The following is a 6,355-nucleotide window of genomic DNA, read 5'->3' as shown; positions in this document are numbered from 1 at the left end:
CGATCTTGGGTTTTATGTCCTGATACAGTTGGCGGTAGCTACTTACGGATTTAACGCATCACTGGCTGAATATATCGACTATTTGCCCTGACATAGCAAACATCACTATAGTTTTTGCCTCGGACTGGCATCCAAGGTTTACCATTTTCATCGACTGGATTAATTAAAACCTCGTCAGAACCACCACGATAAACCTCGACCTCTAACAAAGCATCTCGCAGATAAGTGCGTAATACAGGGCTCTGTAAACTCGCAGCCCGCCTACAGTTCAAACCATCAGCAACTACCACCCGCCACAATGAACCTGAGCCGTTCTGCGAGTTTCGGGTAGATTGGACTGGTGTTTCATTTTTGTAGTAATTGCCTAGCTCGTCGGCTGTTTGTGCTTGCAGGGCAACTGGCAAGACCGCAAGCAGCAGCATAGAATAGGGCAGTGCTCGAAAAAAAGTATTCATAGATTGGCTTGCAGAAGGTGTTATGGGCGGTTCTAAAGAAGCGATGACTGTTGCTGGATTGACGCAAGCAATTACGCTTTTGTTGCGAGAAGAAATTGGGATCGTGCGGGTGACAGGTGAAATCTCTGGCTTTACGACGGCGGCCTCTGGGCATCGCTATTTTACGCTCAAGGATGAATCGGCTCAGATCGATTGTGTAATGTGGGCGAGCAAAACCCTAGCATTTCGTCCTAAAAGTGGGATGCAGGTCGTGGTGCAGGGGCGGCTGACAGTCTATGCAACTAGGGGCAAATATCAGATCGATTGCGATCGCATGATTGCCGCAGGAGAAGGCGATTTATATCTTGCCTTTGCCGCCATGAAAGAAGAACTTGCCGAGAGGGGCTATTTCGATCCCGACCGAAAACGCGATCTCCCTGCATTGCCTCTAAAAATTGGTGTAGTCACCTCACCAACGGGTGCAGTTATCCAAGATATTTTGAGCACTTTGCAACGGCGATCGCCCCATTGTCAAATTTATCTCTGTCCTGCCACCGTGCAGGGCGAAACGGCTCCTGAAGAGATTGCCGCCGCAATTAAAGCTTTGCAAAATACCGATGCCGATGTGCTTATCGTCGGGCGTGGAGGTGGTTCGATGGAGGATCTCTGGGCGTTTAATACTTTGCCTGTCGCTGAGGCAATTTATCATTCGCGTATTCCTATCATTTCGGCGGTGGGGCATGAAACGGATTTCACGATCGCCGATTTTGTTGCGGATTTACGCGCCGCGACACCGACCGCCGCCGCAGAAATAGTCTCGCAATACGATCGCGATACGCTTTTACAGCAAATTGACTTTTGGGAAAATCGCCTCACGCGCAGCTTGCAGCAATCGATACAAGATTATCGCCAAAGGTTAAATTCTCTAACGAACAGCTATTCCTTGCAAAACTTTGGCGATCGCCTGCACGATCGCGCTCAACAATTAGACGAAGCCGAACAATCAATGCAAAAGTCCTTAATCCGTCATCTACGCCAATCCACTACCAAACTTGACAGGATCGCCGCCCATTTGCGATCACTATATCCTTTATCCCCATTACAGCGCGGTTTTGCCCTCTTAAAAGTAGGCGATCGCCTACTGACTAATGATGAATCTCTCTCAGAATTTGCAGGGACATTTGCTAAAGTGGAAGTCGTGAGAAGCTCTGAAACCGCCCAAGTTAGCATCGAGAAAGTAATCAAGCAAGTAATCGAGAAAGTATATGACCGCCCCGAATGATGTCAAAAAAAATCTAGAAGATCTCTCCTTTGAAGAACAATTACAACGGCTCGAAGAAATTGTCGAAATTCTCGATGATGGGGAAGCACCTCTTGATGAGATGCTGGCTCTGTATGAAGAAGGAATAAAGCGATCGCACCATTGCCGAGAGTATCTGGAAAAAGCCGAACAGAAGGTAACGCTGATTCAAAAATATGGCTTATAAAGGCAATAAATCTTTTTTACCTAGCAAAGATTGTATAGTTTGCGGTAAACCTTTCTCGTGGCGCAAGAAATGGGAAAAATGCTGGGATGAAGTGAAGTACTGTAGCGATCGCTGTCGCCAACGAAAAAGTAATAAGTAGCTAAGGTTTAAGGCGTAATCCTTTTGCTATAAAGGATAAATGATCAAAATCTACACGCAAAGTCAAAAAGCCGAAACTTGGCTCGAAACCTATCGGGGTAAACGTCCCGTATTTGCCTGTGTGCTGGGGTTTACCGATACAGGACTAATCCCGAATATTTCCGCCGCAGGCGCAACACCCGAAGCCCGCAAGTATACAGCGATCGCCGATGCTGAATTTCTCGCCACAGGAGCAAGTCCCAATTTCCCTTTGCCACCTCTAATCGCTGGCGCTTCTCCCGTTTTCATTTCCCGTGCTGTTATCGCTACGCAAAACTTACCTCTCTTCATTTTCAATGCAGGCTTAGCGATCGCCCCTACGGCTGAGACCCAAGCGATCGATCTTGCTGGAATTCCTGCAAAATGTCTGAGTACGGGCAAAGCCTTACCCATAGAAATAGTATTGCAATTATTTGTACAGGGATTAGTCTGGGGCGAAAAACTAGCCCAGTCAGGAGCCTATATAATTTTGAGCGAATGCGTAGTTGGTGGTACGACTACGGCTCTAGCAGTTTTAACAGCTTTAGGAATTGAGGCAAAAGATAAAGTTAACAGTTCTCATCCCACCTGCAATCATGCCCAAAAGTGGGAAATCGTCCAAGCAGGTCTAGAACATCTCGGCACTGCCCCAACTCCCTTTGAAGTAGTAGCCGCCGTCGGCGATCCGATGCAAATCGCAGTTGCAGGCATGGCGATCGCCGCTAGCCGACATAGTGGCGTATTACTCGCAGGCGGAACCCAAATGTTAGCGATCTATGCCCTCGCCAGAGAGATCGCTAATTATCAAGGGCTTGCATGGAACCCCAATACCATTATTGTCGGTACGACCCGATGGGTCGCCGAAGATCCCACAGGCAATACCGTCGATCTCGCCTTAGCGGTGCGGGATGTCCCATTAATGGCAACTCAATTAAGTTTTGCTAAATCCCGATTTCCTCAGCTACTTGCCTACGAGCAAGGCTTTGTCAAAGAGGGGGTTGGCGCTGGCGGCGCGGCGATCGCTAGCCATCTCTATCAAAATTGGTCACAGGAAAAGTTATTAGCAGCGATCGAATCTCAGTTATAAATAGCTGCCACCAGTCTTGTTAGGACAAAATTACAGCGCTTTGCGCTCAAACCCAAACCAAGAGAATTTTTGAATGCGTTGCGAAGCAACGCATTCAAAAATTCTCTTGTGGTTCGTTTGATTGATAATTGCTGTAAGACCCAAAAGAGGGTTGCCGCGCTCCGCGCGGCAACCCTCTTTTGGGGTTATGTCCTGATACAGTTGACGGCAGCTATACAAAGAGATCGATATATTTTTGGGCGATCGCCTTAGGGTCATAGGCTTGTCTAATTTTCTGAATTGTGGACTCCTTTGGTAAATACCGATCACGATTTTTCAACATATCCGTAAGGCGATCGCACCATTCATCTGCATCCAGAGGATTTTCAACATATTCTGCCAAATTCATTGTCACTTCTGGAATTGCCGTACACTTAGTCGTTAAGACAGGCAAACCCATTCCTAATGCCTCCACGGGCGGCATCCCGAACCCCTCAAATAGTGACGGAAATGCAAATAAAGCTGCGTGATGGTAGTACCAAGCCAATTCGCGATCGCTAATATATCCCGTAATATAAACCCGATCTTCTAAACCTAAATCCTGCACTAATTGGCGAATATCATCACAGCGATCGCGCCGCATTCCCACTAACGAATCGGGCAATTGACCTACGAAAACTAACTTTACTTGGATTAGATGCTCAGCCAATTTAGCAAATGCTTTAACTAAAGTAGCGAGATTTTTATGTTGATAGTGATTGGCTACGGAAAGAACAAATATCTGATTGTTTAATTCATTAGTTGGAGAGAATTGTAAGTTAGATTTAGGAATATCAGAAACATCCAATCTTTCCCATAAAATCGGTGTGTAAATCACTCTAGGTAAATTATTAGATTTATAGTTTTTTTGGATATCTTGTTGCACAAATTCAGAAATTGTGACAGTTTCTTTGGCATTTGCTAAAGTCATCTGATGCGTTAAGCGCAGCCATAGCTTCTTATACCAAGTGAAAAGATCGGGGAAATGCACGTAATTAAGATCGTAAATAATTGTGGCACTTGAAGTATTAAGCAGTCGTCGCCAAGGCGTAAAGTAATTAGTATTAATAAGCCCACCAAGCTTATATTGATTTGCAATTATTGGCAATTGTAAGGCTTCGCAAATAAACCGATTACCCCTTATTTTAATTGGGACAATACATACAAATTGTCCTAAATTTAAATCGTCGAGCCACGATAATAATTCATGGTTAATAAATACATATAACTCTAGATCTGGAATCTGTGCTAAACCTATTAACAGTCCTCGAAGTACAAATTCAGCTCCACCAACTTGACTAGGTTTTAAAAACAAACTATTTACGCCGATTCGTATCATTTTGTTTGGACTCAATCATCATGGTAATGATATCTTGCATTTCGTACTTCGCTTGCCAACCTAGCTTTTCTTTAGCTTTTTGAGGATTACCGCAGCTTCTCATGATTTCCGAAGGGCGAAATAGACTTTGATCGATCACTAGGTGATCATTAGGATCAATGCCAAAATAAGCAAATCCTGTTTCTACAAACTTCTGAAGGCTGTTACTTTTACCTGTAGCGATCGTATAATCATGCGCAATTGGTTGTTGAAGCATCAGATACATCGCTTCTACATAATCAGGAGCCCATCCCCAATCTCTTTGAATAAGAGTATTGCCTAAGATTAATTTCTCAGGACTACCTGTCGCAATTCGACAAATTGTAGAAATAATTTTCTGCGTTACAAATCTTTCTGGTCTTAAAGGTGATTCATGGTTAAATAGAATTCCCGAACAAGCAAAAATATTATAAGCCTCGCGGTAATTAGCCACTTCCCAAAAGGCAGCGGCTTTGGCTACGGCATAAGGGCTACGGGGACGAAAGGGTGTGAACTCATCCGCCGCCGAATCCCCCGTATCACCAAAACATTCACTAGAACCTGCATTATAAAATTTGATTGGAGCTTTGGTAAAACGAATTGCTTCTAATAAGTTTAAAGTCCCTGTAGCAATGCTTTCTAAGGTTTCAACGGGCTGAGCAAAAGATAACGCAACCGAAGTTTGTCCTGCCAAATTATAAATTTCGTCGGGTTCAACCTTAAGTAACACCTGCAAAACACTACGAAAGTCATTCAGCGCCATTGACTCTAGCTGAACGCTGTCTTTAATTCCTAGAGATTCTAAATTACGAAAAGACGAGATCTCAGCATCTCTGGATGTACCGTATACAGAATGTCCTTTGTGTAATAAAAATGAAGCAAGATATGCGCCATCTTGTCCTGATATGCCACAAATCAATGATTTTTTCATAGCGCGATTTAAGATGTACATCGTCAGGGTACTTTAAACATATGAATCCTAAAGTAACTATTATTCGATCGCAAAACAAATCCTTGGGTGAAGGAATCCATGAATTTTGGGAGTACCGTGAGTTGATGTATATGCTCATGCTTCGACGGATCACTGTAAGGTATAAACAGACGGTGATTGGGGTTGCGTGGGTTCTCATTCAGCCCCTAGTAGCGATGACTATTTTTAGCATCATTTTCGGCAATCTGGTCAAAATACCATCCGATGGAGTCCCTTATCCCATTTTTGTTTATTCGGCACTAGTATTATGGGGATTATTTTCTGAAGGGGTGAGCCGTTCTGGTTCGAGCTTACTAATGGAAGCGCAGTTAATTACCAAAGTTTATTTTCCAAGGCTAATTATTCCTTTAGCCGCGGTGGGATCGTCATGGATTGACTTTGTGGTTTCTTTATTTTTACTGTTACCTCTTACCTTTATCTATGGAATGCGTCCAACATGGGGATTGTTATTAATCCCTCCAGTGATGCTGATGACGATGGTATTAGCGACGGGGGTAGGTACAATTCTAGCTTCGCTCAATGCACGCTATCGAGATTTTCAGTACATTATTCCTTTTTTAATTCAGATTTGGCTCTATGCTTCGCCTGTGGTTTATTCTGTGCAGATCGTACCTAAGCATTTTTTGTTTTGGTACTATCTCAACCCCATGGCAGGTTGTTTAGATGTATTTCGGTTTGCGGTGACGGGACAGACTACATTTAATTGGCTTGGTTTTGGTTGGTCATCTGTCTGTGCGATCGCTATCTTTACAATAGGTGCATGGATATTTCGGACTGTGGAAAGTGGATTCGCAGACTATATTTAAAATATTTATTAATCTCCCT

8 protein-coding genes are annotated in these 6,355 nt (G+C 43.8%); 5 read left to right on the top strand and 3 right to left on the bottom strand.

Features of this window, described 5'->3' with window-relative positions; all coding sequences use genetic code 11:
* Window positions 1-50: 50 nt before the first annotated feature.
* On the bottom strand, window positions 51-455 hold the full coding sequence (locus AC805_RS01375) for a hypothetical protein (RefSeq protein WP_055073749.1): 405 nt from the start codon (window positions 453-455) through the stop codon (window positions 51-53).
* Window positions 456-477: 22 nt separating this feature from the next.
* Between AC805_RS01375 and xseA the strand changes: the two genes are divergently transcribed.
* Genes xseA through cobT form a run of 4 tightly spaced genes read left to right on the top strand, consistent with a single transcriptional unit; the run spans window position 478 to window position 3,164 of the window.
* Window positions 478-1,716: an exodeoxyribonuclease VII large subunit gene (xseA, locus tag AC805_RS01370; RefSeq protein ID WP_055073748.1), complete on the top strand. Its 1,239-nt coding sequence runs from the start codon at window positions 478-480 to the stop codon at window positions 1,714-1,716.
* Complete coding sequence (gene xseB, locus AC805_RS01365) at window positions 1,700-1,921, top strand: exodeoxyribonuclease VII small subunit (RefSeq protein WP_055073747.1); 222 nt, start codon at window positions 1,700-1,702, stop codon at window positions 1,919-1,921. The genes xseA and xseB overlap by 17 nt, the downstream gene beginning before the upstream one ends.
* The gene (locus tag AC805_RS27060) at window positions 1,911-2,060 is read left to right on the top strand and encodes a DUF2256 domain-containing protein (RefSeq protein WP_072143489.1); all 150 of its coding nucleotides are present in this window, start codon (window positions 1,911-1,913) and stop codon (window positions 2,058-2,060) included. The genes xseB and AC805_RS27060 overlap by 11 nt, the downstream gene beginning before the upstream one ends.
* Window positions 2,061-2,099: 39 nt before the next feature.
* Entirely contained in the window at window positions 2,100-3,164 is a 1,065-nt protein-coding gene (cobT, locus tag AC805_RS01360; RefSeq protein WP_055073746.1) for a nicotinate mononucleotide-dependent phosphoribosyltransferase CobT, read from the top strand.
* A gap of 211 nt (window positions 3,165-3,375) precedes the next feature.
* On the opposite strand, the gene AC805_RS01355 is transcribed toward cobT, so the two are convergent.
* Window positions 3,376-4,497: a glycosyltransferase family 1 protein gene (locus tag AC805_RS01355; protein ID WP_231662390.1), complete on the bottom strand. Its 1,122-nt coding sequence runs from the start codon at window positions 4,495-4,497 to the stop codon at window positions 3,376-3,378.
* Between the two features lies 1 nt (window position 4,498).
* Window positions 4,499-5,470, bottom strand: coding sequence for a GDP-mannose 4,6-dehydratase (locus tag AC805_RS01350; protein WP_055073751.1), 972 nt, complete (start codon window positions 5,468-5,470; stop codon window positions 4,499-4,501).
* 41 nt (window positions 5,471-5,511) lie between these two features.
* Here AC805_RS01350 and AC805_RS01345 point away from each other — a divergent pair, with 41 nt between their 5' ends.
* Entirely contained in the window at window positions 5,512-6,336 is an 825-nt protein-coding gene (locus AC805_RS01345) for an ABC transporter permease (protein ID WP_055073744.1), read from the top strand.
* The last annotated feature ends 19 nt before the right edge of the window (window positions 6,337-6,355 follow it).

This window comes from Pseudanabaena sp. 'Roaring Creek' (genome assembly GCF_001402795.1).
Lineage (GTDB): Bacteria > Cyanobacteriota > Cyanobacteriia > Pseudanabaenales > Pseudanabaenaceae > Pseudanabaena.
Note: the sequence above shows the minus strand (reverse complement) of the source record. Positions and strands in the feature narration are given on the sequence as shown.